Annotated in this window: 12 protein-coding genes; 3 read left to right on the forward strand and 9 right to left on the reverse strand. The window is 39.4% G+C overall.

The window, feature by feature from the left end; genetic code table 11:
- Positions 1-203 (reverse strand): UxaA family hydrolase (locus tag BGC7_RS08680; RefSeq protein ID WP_255351462.1); only part of this gene is annotated, 203 nt, incomplete at its 3' end.
- Positions 204-397: 194 nt separating this feature from the next.
- The gene (locus tag BGC7_RS08685; RefSeq protein WP_050701195.1) at positions 398-1834 is read right to left on the reverse strand and encodes a tagaturonate reductase; all 1437 of its coding nucleotides are present in this window, start codon (positions 1832-1834) and stop codon (positions 398-400) included.
- A gap of 180 nt (positions 1835-2014) precedes the next feature.
- Between BGC7_RS08685 and BGC7_RS08690 the strand changes: the two genes are divergently transcribed.
- On the forward strand, positions 2015-3031 hold the full coding sequence (locus BGC7_RS08690; RefSeq protein ID WP_050701196.1) for a LacI family DNA-binding transcriptional regulator: 1017 nt from the start codon (positions 2015-2017) through the stop codon (positions 3029-3031).
- A gap of 8 nt (positions 3032-3039) precedes the next feature.
- Here the strand turns inward: BGC7_RS08690 and nagA are convergent, their stop codons facing one another.
- The 7 genes from nagA to BGC7_RS08725 all read right to left on the reverse strand — a co-directional run bounded on the left by nagA (position 3040) and on the right by BGC7_RS08725 (position 14635).
- The gene (gene nagA / locus BGC7_RS08695) at positions 3040-4224 is read right to left on the reverse strand and encodes an N-acetylglucosamine-6-phosphate deacetylase (RefSeq protein WP_050701197.1); all 1185 of its coding nucleotides are present in this window, start codon (positions 4222-4224) and stop codon (positions 3040-3042) included.
- 12 nt (positions 4225-4236) lie between these two features.
- Positions 4237-5568: a sugar MFS transporter gene (locus BGC7_RS08700; RefSeq protein WP_050701198.1), complete on the reverse strand. Its 1332-nt coding sequence runs from the start codon at positions 5566-5568 to the stop codon at positions 4237-4239.
- A 43-nt stretch (positions 5569-5611) separates the two neighbouring features.
- Positions 5612-6355: a glucosamine-6-phosphate deaminase gene (locus tag BGC7_RS08705; RefSeq protein WP_050701199.1), complete on the reverse strand. Its 744-nt coding sequence runs from the start codon at positions 6353-6355 to the stop codon at positions 5612-5614.
- A 14-nt stretch (positions 6356-6369) separates the two neighbouring features.
- Positions 6370-7848, reverse strand: a complete 1479-nt coding sequence (locus BGC7_RS08710) for a Gfo/Idh/MocA family oxidoreductase (RefSeq protein WP_050701200.1) — start codon at positions 7846-7848, stop codon at positions 6370-6372.
- Positions 7849-7920: 72 nt separating this feature from the next.
- A complete protein-coding gene (locus BGC7_RS08715) occupies positions 7921-9939 on the reverse strand; it encodes an alpha/beta hydrolase family protein (RefSeq protein ID WP_050701201.1) in 2019 nt (672 codons plus the stop codon).
- A 43-nt stretch (positions 9940-9982) separates the two neighbouring features.
- On the reverse strand, positions 9983-11539 hold the full coding sequence (locus BGC7_RS08720) for a SusD/RagB family nutrient-binding outer membrane lipoprotein (protein ID WP_199318936.1): 1557 nt from the start codon (positions 11537-11539) through the stop codon (positions 9983-9985).
- Positions 11540-11551: 12 nt separating this feature from the next.
- A complete protein-coding gene (locus BGC7_RS08725; protein ID WP_050701203.1) occupies positions 11552-14635 on the reverse strand; it encodes a SusC/RagA family TonB-linked outer membrane protein in 3084 nt (1027 codons plus the stop codon).
- A gap of 416 nt (positions 14636-15051) precedes the next feature.
- Between BGC7_RS08725 and BGC7_RS08730 the strand changes: the two genes are divergently transcribed.
- Both BGC7_RS08730 and BGC7_RS08735 read left to right on the forward strand, forming a co-directional pair.
- Entirely contained in the window at positions 15052-17514 is a 2463-nt protein-coding gene (locus BGC7_RS08730; RefSeq protein WP_082206591.1) for a glycoside hydrolase family 2 TIM barrel-domain containing protein, read from the forward strand.
- 311 nt (positions 17515-17825) lie between these two features.
- Complete coding sequence (locus tag BGC7_RS08735; protein ID WP_050701204.1) at positions 17826-19115, forward strand: TolC family protein; 1290 nt, start codon at positions 17826-17828, stop codon at positions 19113-19115.
- Positions 19116-19124 lie beyond the last annotated feature (9 nt).

A 19124-nucleotide genomic window follows, 5' to 3' on the forward strand; every position in this document is an offset into this window, starting at 1 on the left:
TTCACGTTCTGGGTGTGTACGTGCTCACCTGTATGTATTGCAGCGGTTGCATGTCCTATGGGATATCCGTACTTGATGACATCCTGCCCTTCGGCTATCTCTTCTATAGCAAATTTATGTCCTGTTGGTATATCGTTTAGTATGTTTATCTGCTGATCTCCGATGTTTATTTTTTCCCCGCTAGCGAGGTCCTGTATTGCCACACAGACATTGTCTGTTGGCGATATCTTGATGTATTTGTTCATTGCTTTTTACTGAATTAGTTCTTAAATAAAGTGTGATTTTAACTAAAACCTGACAAAGTTGTACACTTTTTCTTCTGTTTTCTTTTTTTGCGTTTATCTATTGATAAAACACTTGCTCTATATAGATAAATATTTGATATTGTTCTGGTTCCCTATTCTGTAACTTTCTGCAATGCTTGTTGCATTCCATTATCTAAAATAAATTGCACTTGTGCCGAGACAAACGGAATGAAGCCCTCTATTTCCGATAAATTTTCTGTCCACATTTGTCGGTTATTGACAATACCGATTACCCATTCGGTGAGATTGTTTCTGTCGAATGAAGATTGAATGAAATTGATAAATTCCGTATTGTCAGATGGCTGAAATTCTATTTCGCTACTACCACTATATAATACAAGTAGAGCTGCAAAGGAAAAAGCTGTAAGTTCGGACAATTTATTATTGAGTTCGTAATTATCTTTCAGAGCAGGAAAATTTCTGGTTTCCCATTTCGATAGCGAATTGAGAGAGATATCTTTCAAAAAATGCTCGATATAAGGATTATAGAACCTTTCCAATATTTGTGAGGCAAAAGAACTTAACTCTTCTTTGTCTCCTTCTATTGCTGATAGTACTTCCGTGTCTATCATCTTGTTTATATATTTTTCGACAAGAGGAACGCTGAACGCATCCAGTACGGTATTGCAACCTAGTTGTAGGGCGACAGGAACCATTGCAGTATGTGCTCCATTAAGAATACGTACCTTTTTCTTTCTGAAAGCCGTGATGTCGTCCATAAACAATACATTCAATCCCGCCTTGTCAAGAGGCAGTTTTTCTTTTATAATAGGATCGCCGCCAATAGCCCACACATGGAAATATTCGCCTTTTACCACTAGATTGTCATTGTAACCTAACTCGTCTTTTACTTCATTTATGGTTGCTTTAGGGAATCCTGTTACAATGCGGTCTACCAACGTATCATAGAAATGGCATGCGGTATTAACCCAATTTATAAAACCTTCTTCGAGCTTATTGTGTTTTGCGTGTTGCAGTACATATTGGCGAAGTGTAGAGCCATTATTCTCTATCAGTTCGCAGCAGATAATCAATAATCCTTTGTCTTTTGCACCCTGATACTTTTTGAATCTCTCGTATAATAATGCGGTCATCTTTGCCGGAAATGATTTCGGCGGTTCTGCTGTCAGGTCATCGCCTTCTTCGTAGCGTATGCCTGCCTCGGTAGTATTGGATATTATCATTTCTAATTCCTCGCTGAGGAAAAGTTCCTTATACTTAGTGTATTCCTCATATGGGTTCATCGCATCTTGTATAGATTGTATTAGAGATATTTCTCTAATAGGAGTTTTCTCTTTAATGCCTTCCAGATATACGTGATACAGGCAGTCTTGCTGTTTCATACTATTGGCAAGCCCTTGTGCAATAGGCTGAACGGCTACTATCCCATGATTCATTACGCCTGCATTGTTAGCTTTATCTATCATCCAGTCTACAAAAGCGCGAAGGAAATTTCCTTCCCCAAACTGAAGAATTTTTGCAGGATATTTTATTCTCTCTATGGTTTGTTTGTTTAATTCTTTTATCATTTTTTTTAGTATTTAAAAAGTGGAAAGATATTTTATTGATTAGCCTAAGTTGTTACTAAGATTTTAATACAATTTTGTTGTTAGTAAAACAATGTAGCATAGCAAAAAAACGTTTATATATATTATATTTGTAATTGTAACGTTGCCAAGACTTCTAGTTTTTCAATTTTGTTGACCCCCATGAGAAAAAAAACAGCAGTTAGAATAAAAGACATTGCCCAAATGTTGAATATCTCTGTGGCCACTGTGTCGCGGGCTTTGCGAGATACCTATGACATCAATCCCGAAACAAGAAAAAAAGTTCTCGATCTGGTTTCGCAGCTTAACTATAAGCCGAATGTTCATGCATCTGCTTTGGCATCGGGTAATTCTAAAAACATTGCCGTGGTTATTCCTTTTATAACCAACTATTATTTCTCTACAGTTATTTCGGGTATTCAGGAAACAGCATATGAGAATGGCTTCAATCTTATTCTTCTGGTAACGAACGACAGTGCTGAACGAGAGCAGAATATGGTAGAGGATCTAGCCGTTACAAGTCTTGATGGACTGCTGGTTTCTATATCTTCCAATTCGGTGATGTCCGATCATTTCCAATCGCTGATAGATGAAGGTGTGCCTGTTGTCTTTTTCGATAGAGTGCCTAAAGAAATAGATAGTACCAAGGTGCTACAAGACGATTTTCAGGGTGCATTTCAAGCTACAGAACATCTGATAGAAAGAGGCTATAAAAAAATAGCTCATATCGCAGGAAACGAACATTTAGTCTTTACTCAAAATAGGTTGCAGGGGTACATAGAAGCTCTTAAAAAATATTCTATGCCGATGCGTGAGGATTGGATTATCTATTCGGGTTTTTCTCAGCAATGCGGAGAAGACGATATGGAAAAACTATTGGCTTTCACCGATCGTCCCGATGCTGTCTTTGCTGTAAATGACCGTAAGGCTGTAGGGGCTATTGTAGCGGCTAAGCGCAATCATTTGAACGTGGGAAAAGACATTGGTATAATAGGTTTCACCAACGATCCTATGGCGTCTATAGTTGATCCGTCATTGTCTACAATCGAAGAACCTGCGTTCGACATCGGCAAACAGAGTTGCGATCTTCTTATTAAGCATATTCGAAATAAGAAGATGCTCCCCCGGCAAATAATACTTCCCGGAACCCTTATTGTCAGAGATTCCACAAAACGTTAAACCGCTGTTTAGCGCTCAAATACAATATTTCCTTTTATTATTGTTTTTTGTATCGTGATATTATCATCGAAAATGATAATGTCCGCATCCTTCCCTTCGGCAAGGCTTCCCTTCGTTTTATCTATCCCCAATATACGGGCAGGAGTTGCTGTCATCATCTTTATAGCTTCCTGCAAAGGTACTTGTCCCAATCTCGTCATAGATCTTATCAGTCGGTCGGCAGTGGCTACACTTCCTGCGAAGGAACTCTTGTCGGGAAGTTTTGCAACTCCCTCTTCAATTATTACATCGAGACCGTTTTTAATGCCTCCGAGTATACTTTTTCCTTCTCCCATGCCAGCTCCACGCATAGCATCTGTTACCAGTGCAATATGTTCGGCTCCTTTTATCTTATATATCAGTTGGAGAAAAGGAGCCGGAAGATGTACCCCGTCTGCAATCACTTCTACATCCATTTCATCTATTATAAAGGCGCTTTCTATTACTCCTGCATATCGGTGTGCATTGCGCCGCGTAACCCCAGACATGCCTGAATAGAGATGAGTGACCAGCGAAAAACCATTTTCGAAAGCTTTTACTACATCTTCATACACGGCATCGCTATGGGCAATAGCAGGTAATACATTGTATTGTGCCAGAGCCTTTGCAAAGGCTGTTGTTCCCGGTAGTTCGGGAGCAGAACTCCATCTGCTTATCAGGTGGCTGTACGAACTTAGTATTTCTAAATATTCTTCGGGATCGGGATTTCGTATATATCTCGGGTCTTGCGCACCTCTTTGGTTCATTGCAAAATAAGGTCCTTCGAGGTGTATTCCCAGAAATTGAGCTCCTTTTGTATTCAGTTTAAGAGCTTTTTCATAGTTCTCGAAAGTGGTTATAAGATCCGATGCCTCGCTGGTCAGGGTTGTCGGCGATAGAGCAGTAGTTCCGTACTGTGCATGCGTATTGGCAACCTGAAGAAATGAATCTACATCACCATCCATAAAGTCGGCTCCGCCTCCACCATGTACATGTAGATCTATAAAGCCCGGCGAGATGTAGTTTCCACAAGCGTCTATTTCCAAAGACGCCTGTGTATCTATATTTCCCTCTGTTATGGAGATTATTTTACTATCCTCTACTATTATCGTTCCGTTTGAGATGAGACGATACGGTGTTATAATCTTTCCATTATATATTTTAATCCTTTCCATATAAGACTTTTTTTAAGATATTCTTAATTTCCAGTTCTTTATGCTGTGCCCTTTGAATGCGTAAAACACAAGATACAGATAACAAGGGAATAGCACCCAGTATGCACTTCTTACATCAAAATGGTCAGCCAATGCTCCGTAGATAAGGGGAAGTATAGCGTTGCCGCACAGCCCCATTATAAGGAGAGCCGAGCCTTCTTTGGTATATCTTCCCAGCCCGTCGAGAGCCAGAGGCCATATGCCTGCCCATACCAAAGCGTTAGGTGCTCCCAGGCATACTATAAACCAGATAGATATATCAGCATCATGATTTAGCCACCCTACGTGGCCGTGTGCAAATAATATGAGTAAAGTGAAGCATAGGCCAAGTATGGTACACAATTTTAGCATCTTCTTCTGTGTTATTACTTTAGGAATAAGCAATATCCCTGCAATATATCCTATGATAGCCGAGGTAAGCGTATAGGACGGAAATACTTTCGCTTCGAGCAGATTCATATTCATTGATGAGGCATATCCTATGATAGTATCAATGGCTATAACCTGTGTACCTACATGTAAGAATATAGCTATAGCACCTAATATGAGATGTGGAAATTGCAGAATACTGTGTTTGCCCGAATTGGCTTTGCTCACCTCTTCGCTTTCGTGTTCGGTATCAATTTCGGGAAGTGGCGAAAAGCGAATGAAAGCTCCTATAAGGAACAGAACTATACCTACAACAGTGTAAGGTATTACAACACGGAGTATCAGTTCGTCTAATGCCGCAGCTCTTGTTACCTCGTCCATCAGTGGTATTTGCGCAAACATGGAGTCGTCGGTAGGACGTAATATAGCTGCCGAAAAAGCCAAAGGAGCTAATATTCCCGCACCCTTGTTGCAGATTCCCATTATACTTATTCGCTGAGCAGCTCTTTCTATTGGCCCCAATATGGTAATATAAGGGTTTGCCGCCGTTTGCAATATCGCCAGCCCTGTACCTAAAGTAAACAGTCCGGCAAGAAAGATATAGTAGGTTCGTGTATATGCCGCAGGTACAAATATAAATGCGCCTAAAGCCATTATCCAGAATCCGATCATCATTCCTTTCTTGAATCCTACTTTCTTGAGTATAATTGACGATGGTATAGACATTACGAAATAAGATATGTAAAATGCAAATGCTACCAGATAGGACTGAAAATTAGTCAGTTCGCAACTTATCTTGAAATATGGAATAAGTATTGCATTTACCCACGATACGAAACCGAAGATAAAAAACATCATACCGATTATCCCTATGGATATGTATGTGTTTTTCTTACTTAGCGATGCTACGTCTACTTTCTCTATTTCTCGTTTCATTAATAATTTTCTATTATTTAATTATATCAGGTAAATATAAGCCTTATCTTTTGTCCAATAATGCTGCTGAAGACGAATCCAGAAAAAATATACAATTAGGATGATTTTGTAATATACTGGAAGGGTGTAAGTTGCTTACAGGTAAAGTAAGACAATCGCTTACAGCCTGTGCTTTTCTCTTGTCTGGTACAGCACAGATAATGCGTTTAGCTTTCATCATTTGTTTTATAGACATGCTTATCGCTTGTTTAGGCACATCGTTTATAGATGCAAACCAGCCTTCTCCCATCTGTTGTGCTCGGCATACCTCGTCTAGGTCGACAACCAGATATGGATCTTCGATTTCGAAGTTGGCAGGAGGATCGTTGAATGCCAGATGTCCGTTTTCGCCTATTCCTACAAAGGCAATATCAATAGGATATTGTTTAATGATAGCTCCCAGCTTGTCACATTCTTCTTGCGGATTGGCAGCATCTCCGTTTATCAAATACACTTCGAGTAGTTTTCCTACTTTGTTTATAAAGCGCTCTTTCAGGTACTTTCTGAAACTGGCTTTATGGCTTTCGGGCAGTCCGATATATTCATCTAAGTGAAATATTCTGACCTTGCTCCAATCAATGTCTTTTTCAGAAACTAATTGTTCCAGCATTTCGAACTGGCTGGCGCCTGTAGCTAATATAACGTTTGCACAACCATTGTCGGCAATAGTTTTACGGATTATAGCTGCGGCCTCTTTGCCGGCTTCTTTTCCCAACTCGTACTTGTCTTTAAGTATTCTTATGTCCACGATATTTATGTTTTTTAAATGTTTATTTGATTTGTATTTCCTTTTATTGCGCTTTCCTGCACGCCTGTTGTTCCGCCTACAGCAAGAGATATGTCGACAGGTTTGTTTGTTGCCCACGATCCGTTTGTGAAATCGGGAATTTCGATAGAGTTTGAGCGATTTGCTATCGACCATTCGCTCAATGGTCCCATCACACTCCACAGTGCGGCATCATATACATCCATATCAACAGGTAGCCCGTTGCGCAGACAGTCTATAAGACGCCAGTCCATCATAAAGTCCATACCTCCATGTCCCCCTACTTTTTGGGCGAGGTCGCCTATTTTGTTTATAATAGCCGGAGTATATTGTTTATTTAGTTTTTCGTATTCGTCTTCCGGCAAAAAGCCTCCGTGTCCGATAGATATTTTACCGGGCAATGGGTACTTCTGTGCAAAAGCTTTAGTTCCGCTTACCGTATGCAGGCGTGAATAGGGGCGGGGAGAGGTAACATCGTGCTGGAGCAGGATTGTACGCCCCAATTTGGTACGAATAGTCGTAGTATTCATATTCCCCCTGAACGGTTTGTCTATATATTGATTGAAGTATGGATCTTTCTTTGCTGCTTCCTTTACCAGATTGTTGGTGTTGAAATCGTTCGAAGCCATAGAGGTCAAATACTCCATTTTATCCCCCCTGTTGATATTCATTATCTGGCATACAGGACCAAGTCCGTGAGTAGGATATAGGTTTCCGTTTCGTACAGCATTCTCTTTTAAGCGCCAGTAGTCATATCTTTTTTCTTTATTCACAAAACTTTCGAGTATATCGTGAATGTATGCGCCTTCGCAGTGTATCAGTTCTCCGAAAAATCCTTGTCTTGCCATATTCAGGGTTAGTAGTTCGAAGAAGTCATAGCAGCAGTTTTCGAGTATTACACAATGCTTCTTTGTTTTTTCTGATGTTTCCACCAGTTTCCAGCAGTCTTCTACAGTTGTGGCGGCAGGAACCTCCAAGGCCACATGCTTGCCTTGCTCCATTGCGTATATGGCAATAGGGGCGTGCAGTTCCCAGTGAGTACAGAGATAGATGAGATCAATATCGTCTCTTTTACACACATTCATCCAGTCTTCGTCGCCATCGGTGTACAAGATGGCTTCATGCCCGGTTGTCTTAATTCGCTCTTTAGCAGCTTGAGCCTTTTCGGGACGCACATCGCATATCGCTTTTATGTTTACCCCTTCTATGTAGCTCATGCGTTCTACGGCAGCCGATCCTCTGTTGCCCGTACCTATAAATCCGATGCGGACATTTTCTATTTTAGGCGCGCAATAGCCCGACATATTGAATATTTGAGCGTGCGTTTTCTGTGCCTCGCTAAGGATATTGCCCAATGCTTCGCTCTGAGCTTTTGGGTCTGTACCAGATGTCTTTCCCGTTGGGGTGCATCCGGTAACAAGGGCTGCTCCTGTAAAGCCTGCCGCCTTTAAAAAGTTTCTTCTACTTATTGCCATCCTTCTATTTGTTTTAAGCTCTATGAGCTATTTATTGTTTTATTCCTGTAATTTATGCAGGCTTAATTCTTTCTATTCTATTGAGTACTTGGTTGTACTATTTGTTTTTGCGATTATCGATTTATATTCTGCCGCGTATTGTTCTTTCTCTGTTGAACTTAATGCCCTCCCCGACATGGATAACGGGTTTGATATTTGCACCGAAGAATTAGAAAGAGCTACAGCTAGAGATATATCTCCCCATTTTAAAAATCTGGGAATATGTACCGACATATTATAAAAATCGACATGTTGCCTGTTATCGAAAATATAGCTCACTGGTACATGTCTAAGTATAAGGCTATAGCTATTAAGATTGAGAGTCGCACAAAGTAATGCTGCGATTGCACCTTCTTTTTCAGCATTTATCTGTATAGTTTTGGCATTCAGAGTCTCTGTAGCAAATTCTGTAACTAGCTGCAATTCTTCTACCCATGTGCCTATGATTGTTTCACCGAGCCACAAGTAAGATCGAGATAGTGTATGAAATGCAGGTAAAGCACCATCTATGCGGGATGCTTCTTCCGATGAATTTTCTCCTGTTCCCCACAAGTCTACAAGAATAGCCCCTCGGCTTCCGTTCGAGTCTAATAGCGATTGAGGTATGCTATCCTTTCCTGCCGGATGGCAGAAAATGGTATATTCTTTCCCTTCTGAAGGTTGTTTGTATAAAATAGGAATTAGTTTTCCTTCGGTTGTTTCTATAATTGCTTTATTCCACGATAGTTCAGGTGATAAGGTATGTAATTTGCGTATTTCTTTATCCTTTACTCCAAGTATGTTTCTAAGTTGGTCTCTTTTGCTGGGTGCATTTATCTTTTTCTCTTTCTTAAACTTTTCTTTTAGTTCGCGTCCTCTTTGCTTGCAATATTCTTCTGTTGTAACGATTCTGTCTTTGTTCTTTTCGTTTATTGTCGCTAAAGTCTCTATAGGTAATATTTTTACTTCTTCCAAACCGCGAATATTTTTAGAAGGGGCTTCTTTAAGGTTTTTATTGAACCAATTCAGCATTGCAAGTTGCATTTCGGGCCAGTATCCGTGTCCGGTGTTGAATAGCTGATAGTCGATATTTTCGCTTTTGTTCTGCGACTCATAAACTTTTTTAGCTCCTGAATAGCTTTTAAGCATTTGTATATGCGAAAAAGAGGGGTTCGCATCATTCATTCCGTTCAATATTTTTAATGCCCGAGGTGCAATTAATGATAGAACAGCGTCTTCTTCTGTAAAAGTAAGTCCATGAGGTAGAAGTTCGCAAACACAATTACTATTCATTATATACGATTCGAAACTGCCCACGCTTACTACCGGAACGGCAGCTTTTATCCTATTATCGACGGCACTCAGCCACATGGTTTGGTTTCCGCCTCCGCTTGCACCTGTTGCCCCTATATTTTGTTTTTGTACATATGGTAAAGAGCATAGTAGATCGACAGCTCTTATGTTATCGGTAAGTTGCAGTCCTAGCAAAGTTTTTCCTATATTGAGAAGGGATGCTCCTAAACTTGATCCATGATATTCGTGCTCATGGTTTGTTCCTCTTTCTCCTGCACCCCATGCATCAAGATTAATACATACATAGCCATTCATAGCTAAGAGTTGTGCTGTTGTTTGTGTTATTTCTGTTCGTTTGGCATCTGGCCAATGTCCGTGCATATTCACTACTGCCGGAAAAGGGCCTTTACCTTCGGGAATATACAGATTTGCTGTTACATATATTCCGGGTTGAGATTGGAATATAATGTTTTCTATACGGAAGCCATTCATCGAAGTTGTGCCTGTGATTTGCATATCCAAATCTAAATCTCTGTTGAAGGTAACTCCTGTATAGCTTTTGATAGATTGTAAAAGAGAATCTCTATTTTGCTCAAATTTGTTAGTATCTGTAATCAGGTGACAGCAAGACTTAGTCTTCGCTAGTTCGCGAAGACTAAGTGCTACTTTGTCTGATGATTTTGATGAAAAAACTTTTGGATAAGCATGCTGACTTTTTACTGCCCCTGTTATTAATAGAGATAGTGTACACAAAATGATATTTCTCAATTGCTTTTTCATTCTTATTTTAATTTTACCGTTGTTTTATAAGTTCTCCTATCGGTTAGTCTACATCCCACCATAGAGGTGTGGCTACATTATCCGCTCCGCCTAGTAGAGCTTGTCCTTTTGCCAATTCTGCTGCATTGTTTGCTGCTTCTGTTAGAGGGAATGGTAGCCTTTTTATAAATGTTCCGGCAGGGAGTAGAGAATTGTCAGCCTGAACAATAGGGTACATGGTAGGATAACCTGTTCGTCTGAATTCAGCCCAAGCTTCCATTCCGTTAGGATATATTGCCAACCACTTTTGTGTACCTATTTGTTTTCTTTGCTCGGCAACTGTCGATGCCCATTTGATAGAAGTTGTTGCTACAGCCGGAGAGTTTTCACTGTCTCCGGGAGCTACAGGAGTATTTGTTGATGCAATATAATTAGCGATAACGGTAGAGTTACTTTCCAAGCCTATGCCCCATTGTTGCATACTTTGTTTTATTCCTTCTTCATATAGGCTTTGTGCTGTCCCCTGCATGCTCCATCCATTCAGAGCACCTTCTGCACGAAGAAAATATGCTTCTGCACAACACATTATGTGAAATGATGCAGTAAGGTTGGGGCTGAATGTCTTATCTGCATTTTGTACTGCCCAGTATGTTCCTACATTAGAATTTTGAGCCGGTTTGTTTCTGGCAAGACCTAGAGCAGTTGTAGAAAGTCCATTGCGTAGGCTCGTATATGTTCCGTCTGTTACATTAGGCTGAAAATATACAGCAAGGCGTGGATCCTGATACCCTTTCAGATAAGAAGCCATAGTTGAACTCATTGCAAACTCGTTCCATGCAGCTACTTGCGACAAACCATTTGTGTCATTACCCGCCTGAGCTTTTGTAATGAATGCGTTTTGGGCATTCGCTGTCAATACTCCCGATGCAACTGCTGCTTCTGCTTCTGTTTTAGCTCTATTTGCATCCACTTTCGAAATACGTAAAGCGAGCCTCAATCTTAGTGTATTAGCGAATGCTTTCCATTTGGCGATGTCTCCGTTGTACATTAATTCATATCCTTTAAATACGGTAGTACCGCTTTCGAGAGAATTGAGTATGTTGACCGCATTATCCAACTTCTTGAAAAAATCATCATATATATCTTTCATAGGATTATATGCTATTACATCTTGAGCCTTTGCTGCATCAAAATATGGAATTGGCCCGAAATGGTCTGTAAGACGATGGAAAGTATATACCCAAAGGATGTCGGCAAGAGCACGTTCTCCTGAGTTTTCGGCAGAAGCATCTTGTATTGCTTTTAATTGAGGAGCGGTATCTACATATACCACTGTCCAGAATCGACGCTGCCAATCGGGAACGAGTACATATCTGTCGGTAGAAAAAGAGGTACTGGCAAGAGCAAAATACTGTGAGTAAAGGTCGGCTCCCAGATTCTGAACTGTCTGATAAAAACTTCTGTTCATAGCAGATGAAGATTGGGCTTTGGCAAACATGAATGGCATTTCCCGTTGTCCTACTTCTGTCAGATTGTTACGGTCTGTATTGATCTCGTCAAAGTTTCCTGTACAGCCTATGAAGGCGAATATCGACAAGAAAAGTATTATATGTTTTTTCATAATCATTTTGTATTAGAAAGTTAATTTTACATTGAGGCCAAATGTGCGATTTACAGGAGGTAATCCTAACTCAACACCCTGATAATTTCCAGCACCTAATGAAGCGTCAGGATCGACAGGGTTGTCTTTCTTTCCTATACCGGGAATATCCAATTTAGATTTTCCACGATAAAAGAAAAAGAGATTGCGGGCATTCAATGATACTTGTGCCGATCTGATGAGGAAAGATGGCTTTAGTTTGAAATCGTAGCTTACCATAACTTCACGAAGTCTTACATTTGTCATATCGTATGTAAAAAATTCGCCCCATGCATCGCGTCCATTTTGTGATACAGTTGTCCATAGTTGTTGTGATGTTATGGCTGTTGTATTTGGTGTTCCATCAGCATAGACAGCATCGAGGACGAGACCTCCTTCGCGGTGTTTTTCAGTATAGTCAGCCAAGCCGTATGCAGCAAGGTATGCATCTGTTCCCGAAACCATTTCACCTCCTATGCGGGCATCTATAAGGAACGAAAGCTTAATATTTTTATAATTGAAGCTATTAGACCAGCTCAGCATGCAATCAGGATTGAAGTTTCCTAATTTCTGATTTGTTTCGGTTACAGGTAACCCTTTGCTATCTACTATATATTTGCCTGTAGATTGGTCTCTTTTCCATTTGGTGCCATACAGATCTCCATATGCACTACCTTCTTTTACTATTACAGTTGCATATTTTGTATTGTCTGTAATATTAGTCTGAGTAGTGTTAGGTGCTAATTCTTTTACTTTGTTGCTATTGGTAGAAAAATTAATTGTTGTATTCCAAGAAAAGTTTTTAGTTTCTATCGGTCTGCCTCCCAGTTGTATTTCAAGACCTTTGTTTTCTATGTCTCCTGCATTTATGTAGCGGCGGCTATATCCACTGGCCATAGGGAGACCAACATATAACAGCTGGTTGATCGTATTACTTTTATATACTGTAGCATCCAATGTAAGACGATTGTTCAGGAATCTCCAATCCAGACCTATTTCGAACGATTTAGTTTTCTCCGGTTTAAGATCAGCAATAGACTTATTAGAATCACGGAAAATAAATCCTTGGTTGGCTCCTAATGCAAACTTGTAACGCTGTTTTAATAGATATGGATCAGGATCGTTACCCACTTGTGTATATGATGCTCTAACCTTACCAAAGCTAATCCAGTCTGGTAGTTTAATCATATCGGAAATTACTCCCGATATACCTACTGAAGGATAGAAATAGCTGTGCGGAGATGGAAGAGTTGAAGACCAGTCGTTGCGAGCTGTTACATCGAGAAATAAGTAACGATTCAGATCAAATTGTATATTTCCATATACTGAATTCAGCATTCTTTCGTAACCGTCGACAATAAGGAAAGCCGGAGTTGTAGCAGCAGCTAAGCTAAACTTATTTGGAATAGACAATCCATTTGCCATGTCTTGTACAGTTGAATATTTCCTTTTCAGTGTACTTGTTCCCAAATTGTAATTGATACTAAAATTTTCTGTTATTGTATTTTGTCCTGACAATAGTGCGTCAAAATTTCGTTCCCAATATTCTGATCTTGTTTCATAATACTTACCGCCAGCTTTTACGTCTCCTAGCGAAACGGTTCCGTCATAAAATGATCCGTCAGTTTTGTCATCGTATCTGTCGTAGCTCACTCGTCCTTGAATACTCAACCAGTCTAGCAACTGATATTTGGCACTGCCCAATACGGTTATTCTATTCCTCATTTCGTTTACAGAAGTCCTGTTTGTACTCCAGTATGGATTGTCGTAGATAGACGATGTAGTCCAGTATTTGCGGATAGGCTGTCCGTTAGCCGGATTTATTGTTTCATAATCGTTTAGTTCATCTCTGCTCATATCTCTCGGCATAATGTATGCTTCGAGGGGAGTTCCTGCATCACCCAATCTTGGACGGTTGTCGATAGATTGTTTTATATAAGTGATTTTTGTGTCTGTAGTGAGTTTAGGATGAAAATTGGTATTTACTCTTAGGTTTACCGTATTTCTTTTCATTTCATTACCCGGAACAATTCCTTCAATATGGTTATTTGTGTATGAGACAAATCCTTGAAGCTGTTTTGTCCCTCCATACATACTTATAGAGTTGTTCATAGAGAAGGCGTTTTCGAAGAAATCTTTGACATTATCGGGATATGTTGTTGCTTTTTCTCCCCAGCTCTCTCCTGCGGTAGCGGATGCAACTCCGCCATTACCTCTACCGTAAGTATTCTGGAACTTCATTAAGAGGTTAGGTGTGTCAAAAGAGATTCCTCCATTATAATCTATTGTGAAACGCCCTTCTTTTCCTTGTTTTGTTGTTATAATAATAGCTCCATTAGCTGCCCTGCTGCCATATAATGCAGCGGCAGAAGGTCCTTTCAGTACGTTTATAGATTCTACATCGTCCGGATTTATATTTACGGCACCATCGCTTGTTCCATAGTTGTATGTAGTACCTGTGGCCTGTCCTGGCGATGAGTTGTCGAATACTACTCCGTCTACTACTATCAAAGCTGTATTGTTTCCACTGATTGAACGGTTCCCCCTGAGCACTACCCTTGCGGCTGCGCCGGGGCCGGTTGCGGCAGTAGTTACCACAGCTCCGGACACTTTACCGGATAAACTACTCAGAATGTTCGAACTGTTATCTCTTACTTCGTTGACATCACTGCCTGATAACTTCTGTGTAGAATAAGATAGAGTCTTAGTCTGTCTGCTTATACCTAAAGCTGTAACAACAACCTCTTCCAGATCATGAGAAGTAGATTCCAGTTCAATTTTCATTTCCAATGAGTTGTTTGCCTGTATCTCCTTCGTTTTATAACCAAGTAGTGTAAACACCAAGAACTGATTGTCTTCAGCTTCAATGGTATACTTACCATCTACATCTGTAGATGTTCCTTTATGTGTCCCTTTTATAATAACCAGTACTCCGGGCAGAGGTTCTTTTGTTGTTTGATCTATAACAATACCGGTTTTCAGTTTCCCGATCTGTGCCTGCACACTTGTCGGGAGAATGAGGAAAAACATAATCCCCATACAGAATAGGAATAATTCGTTTGATAAACGGTTTTTCATACGTAACAATTTTTTGGTTAATGTAACAATGGTTTATTCCTCAAAGAAAATAGAACTTTCGAAAAAAAACCACGATTATTCTGAATAAAAAAGCGAGAGCGTTATCGAAAACGTTATCATTGTTAAATTAACTTAATATATTGGTTGATAAGAGTATACGCCATAACTATTGCTGTTGACTCACATACCTTTCTCTAGGTTTTATAATTTGTAATGTTCTGAATACTTTTGTATTAATAAAAGATATCTTCTTGTTTAAACCATTAAAAAGCGAGAATGGAAAAGATTATATAATAACTCTATTTTAAAACTCTTGATAGAGATAAGAGAAACAAACAAAAAGTATTATATTTACATACATAAGTCTCTGTAACCCTTGGTTATTACTTTCTTTAATATTAAAAATAAAACGATTAATGATGAAGTGCATAGAAAAAATAAGTTGTCTCTTTCTATTCTTATTCTGTTTTAGTACCGGCTATTCTCAGTCTGTAAGAGAAGATTTTTTGTTGGAGAAAAATTGGAAATTTGCAAAAGGAGATCATATAGATGCTCTAAATCGGGACTTTAATGACGGAAATTGGGAGACAGTAACTATTCCACACGATTGGGCTATTTATGGACCTTTCGATCGCAAATATGATTTGCAGACTGTTGCTGTAACTCAAAATGGAGAGACAGTCGCTTCTGAAAAAACCGGACGTACCGGAGGGCTTCCATATATAGGTATTGGCTGGTATAGAAAAAGTTTCGATATCGATGATTTTGATAAATCAAGCAAAAGAGTTACCCTTCTGTTTGATGGAGCAATGAGCGAGGCTCATGTATATGTTAATGGCAAAGAGGCTATTTTTTGGCCTTTTGGATATAACTCTTTTCATTGCGATGTTACTGATTTGCTAAATGCTGACGGAAAAAACAATCTCGTTTCAGTACGATTGGAAAATAAACCTCAGTCATCTCGCTGGTATCCCGGTGCCGGGCTTTATAGGAATGTTCATGTTATTGTAACCAATAGTGTCCATGTACCTGTTTGGGGGACATTCATCACTACCCCTCATGTAGAAGATGCGTATGCTGCTGTAAAGTTAAAGACAGAAATAAAAGGTAGCGATGAAGAAGAAGTAAGGGTGGTTACAAATATTGTAGATCCTAATGGAAAGGTTGTTGCTACAAAAGATAATACTCAAAAAATTAATCATGGCAAGCCTTTCGAACAAAACTTTCTTGTAGATAAACCTCAGTTATGGACTCCCGAAACACCTTATCTCTATAAGGGAATATCTAAAATTTATCTGAAAGGGAAGTTGGTCGATGAATATACAACCCGTTTTGGTATAAGGGATATAAAACTGATTGCAGATAAAGGGTTTTTCTTAAACGGGAAAAAGCGTAAATTTCAAGGAGTCTGCAATCACCATGATTTAGGACCTTTAGGTGCTGCTATTAATGTTGCTGCACTACGTAGACAGTTGACGCTTCTCAAAGATATGGGGTGCGACGCTATCCGCACAGCTCACAATATGCCTGCTCCCGAATTAGTAAAGCTTTGCGACGAACTGGGCTTTATGATGATGATAGAACCTTTCGACGAATGGGATATTGCAAAATGTGAAAATGGGTATCATCGCTTTTTCGGAGAATGGGCAGAAAAAGATATGGTGAATATGTTGCATAATTATCGAAATAATGCCAGTGTAGTGATGTGGAGTATTGGCAATGAAGTACCTACTCAATGTAGTCCTGAAGGCTATAAGGTTGCCTCATTTTTGCAGGATATATGCCATCGAGAAGATCCTACCCGCCCTGTTACTTGCGGTATGGATCAGGTAACATGCGTCTTGAACAATGGGTTTGCAGCCATGCTCGATGTTCCGGGCTTAAACTATAGAGCAAACCGATATGTTGAAGCTTACGAAAAATTGCCTCAAAATCTTGTGTTAGGATCAGAGACAGCTTCTACAGTCAGCTCTCGTGGTGTATATAAATTCCCTGTAGAGAAAAAAGCTAGTTTTAAATACGATGATCATCAGTCTTCTTCCTACGATTTAGAAAGTTGTTACTGGTCAAATATACCTGATGAAGATTTTGCTTTGGCTGATGACTATGAATGGACAATGGGGCAATTTGTATGGACCGGCTTTGACTATCTGGGCGAACCTTCGCCATACGATACGGATTCATGGCCAAGCCATAGTTCATTGTTCGGTATAATTGATTTGGCGAGCATCCCTAAAGATAGATATTATCTTTATCGGAGCGTGTGGAATAAAAATGAAAATACTCTTCATATCTTGCCCCATTGGAATTGGAAAGGATGTGAAGGGCAGAAAACTCCTATATTTGTATATACCAATTATCCTACAGCAGAGTTGTTTATCAATGGAAAAAGCTATGGAAAACAAAGAAAGAACAACTCTTCTCTCGAAAATCGTTATCGGTTAATGTGGATGGATGTTCTCTACGAACCGGGAGAGGTAAAAGTAGTGGCATACGATTCGGCAGGGAGTGCGGTTGAGGAAAAAACTATTAGTACAGCAGGAAAGCCTCATCATATAGAATTGATTGCAGATAGAGGACAAATTGATGCTGATGGTAAAGACCTTGCTTATATAAATGTGCGAATAGTGGATAAAGATGGAAATCTGTGTCCCGACGATCAGCGAATGGTTACATTTTCTGTTGCAGGGGCTGGAACATATCGTGCTTCAGCTAATGGAGATGCCACTTCTTTAGATCTGTTTCACCTGCCACAAATGCCTGTTTTTTATGGACAGCTAACTTCTATTGTGCAAGCAGGGGATAAAGCAGGTACATTAATTTTTGAAGCGAAAGCCAAAGGTCTTAAGTCTGGTAAAATAGAAATTAAAATCAAATAATCATTATTGACGTATTCAGTAGGGGTAACCACAAGGGTTACCCTCAATTGGGAGGGTAGGGACAAGCCCAGCCCCTACTACAGATACAAATACTATAGTTAATTCTTTTCATTACTTAAATACACTTATAGCAGATACTCTTTTTTAGCATACGAAAGAGATACAAATCTTAGAATTTGTATCTCTTTTTCTTTTTTACTGACCCTTTACCGAACTTTATCTGTCGATCAATTTCTTTGTTCTGTCGATTGTTCTTGCCCCTCTTTCTTAACATATCTACATTTAATGTGTAAATAAAAAGAGAGGAGAGTATGAATATTAAATATAAATCGGTTGTTTTAGTTCTTTTATGTTCTTCATTAAGCCTTACAGCTCAAAATAAATGGAGTCTTAAAGATTGTATCAATTATGCCCGACAAGAGAATATAAAAGTAAAAAAATCGAGAATTTCAGTTCAAAGTGCAGAGATAGATTTCAAACAAGCCAAAGCTGCACTTTTTCCTTCATTAAGCGGAAGCATATCGCAGGGTTATACTCATTCTAAAGATGATGGAGTATTTAGCGGGCAATATGGTTTGAATGCAAGTTGGACTATCTATGATGGGAAAAAGAACAGAAATAATATAAAGCAGGCTAAGCTACAGAAAGAGGCTTATGAACTCGATTCTGAAACTCAGCAAAATGATATTGAAATATCTATAACCCAGACTTATTTACAGTTGCTATATGCACGTGAGTCTATTAAGAACAATGAAAATATTGTCACCTCGTCAGGGGCTCAATTAAAGCAAACGAAGGATTTTTTTGATGCAGGTAGTATTACACGGGCAGAATATGCTCAGGTAGAAGCACAGTGTAGCTCTGACAAATATAATCTTGTTCTGGCTCAGAACTCTTTCGACAGTTATTTATTAGAACTTAAGCAATTGTTGGAGCTGGATATAGACTTGCAGTTCGAGCCCGATTTCCCGGAAGTAGGCGATGAAAATATACATGTCTTTCTACCTTCAAAATATGAAGTATATCAGACCGCTTTAAATATAATGCCTGAAATACAGAGTAGCAAACTGGGTATGGATATTGCCGAAATAGAAAGGCAGTCTGCCAAAGCAGGATATTTACCTACCATTTCACTAAATGGTAGTATTGGTTCCAACAATATCTGGAACGAAGGAGGATCGTTTACGAAACAGTTGAGCAATAAATTTAATCAATATGTAGGCGTGAGTGTGAGCATCCCTATATTCGACAATCGTAAGAATAAGTCGAATGTTCAGAAGGCAAATCTTGAGATGGAAACAGCTCGTCTTAATTATACCGATGCACAAAAAACATTATTAAAGACAGTTGAAAGCCTGTATCAGGATGCCGTTTCGGGACAGAGTAAGTACCGTGCGGCCAAAGATAAACTGAATTCCAGCGAATTGAGCTATGCGCTTGTTAAAGAGCAGTATGCTTTGGGTATGCGCAATACAGTAGAGCTCACTACCGAGCAAAATAATTATGCAAATGCCTTACAGGAGCTTCTTCAAGCCAAATATTCAGCTTTGCTTAGCCTCAAATTGCTGAACTTCTATCAAGGAAAAGAAATAACTCTATAAAATATATAA

The organism is Dysgonomonas sp. BGC7 (genome assembly GCF_001261735.1).
Classification (GTDB): Bacteria; Bacteroidota; Bacteroidia; order Bacteroidales; family Dysgonomonadaceae; genus Dysgonomonas.